This window comes from Acidocella sp. MX-AZ02, from assembly GCF_000306035.1.
GTDB lineage: Bacteria > Pseudomonadota > Alphaproteobacteria > Acetobacterales > Acetobacteraceae > Acidocella > Acidocella facilis.
In genome coordinates this window covers 1-614 of record NZ_JH976262.1, presented here as the reverse complement: position 1 = coordinate 614, position 614 = coordinate 1, and the positions used below count along the sequence as shown (strand labels likewise).

Annotated in this window: 1 protein-coding gene; it reads right to left on the bottom strand. The window is 57.2% G+C overall.

The annotated features are described in order from the left end of the window. Positions 1 to 180 precede the first annotated feature (180 nt). Positions 181 to 453, bottom strand: a complete 273-nt coding sequence (locus tag MXAZACID_RS17445) for a type II toxin-antitoxin system RelE/ParE family toxin (RefSeq protein WP_008495920.1) — start codon at positions 451 to 453, stop codon at positions 181 to 183. Positions 454 to 614: the final 161 nt, after the last annotated feature.

Below are 614 nucleotides of genomic sequence, written 5' to 3'. Positions count from 1 at the left end.
ACAAGGTTGCTCGGGTCAGCATCGGCGCGATTTCGGGTGGCGATGGTGGAGCCGCGCCACTGGCTCCGATTTGGGAGCGGCAGGGCTTCTAAGCGGGACTCATCAATCGAACCTATCTGGATTTGAAAAAAGACAGGGGCCGCTTGCATATTCGGCAAGTGGCCCCTGTCTCGTCTGCGATTAGCGCCTATAAACTTCGCGGCGGTTGCCGATTCTGACAACGAGGATGCGCAAAGCGCCGTCCTCGATGCTGGCGATAATCCGCCAATCGCCTACGCGGTACTTCCAAAAATCACCCAGCTTGGAACCTTTGAGGGCTTCGCCAATACTGCGAGGGTTGTCGAGCGCGGTAACCCGGCCATGGAGAAAGGCAAGGATGCGGCGGGCGGTCTGCTGGTCGATTTTGTCAAGTTCACGCTCGGCAGCAGGGTCTAACTCAATCTTCCAGGCCATACCGCTTCATCACATCTTCGAGCGGAACGGCCCTAGTTTTACCTGCCCGCAGGTCGATCAGGCGTTGTTCAGCAAGGTATAAATCTTCGAGATCGTCCAGATGCTCCATGATCGCTTCACGAACATAGAAGCTCTTAGCCCGGCCCGTGGCCTGCGCCAGT

What these genes read in the sequence shown, in the direction of transcription:
- MXAZACID_RS17445 (WP_008495920.1), bottom strand. Translation starts at nt 453, where the DNA reads ATGGCCTGGAAGATTGAGTTAGACCCTGCTGCCGAGCGTGAACTTGAC.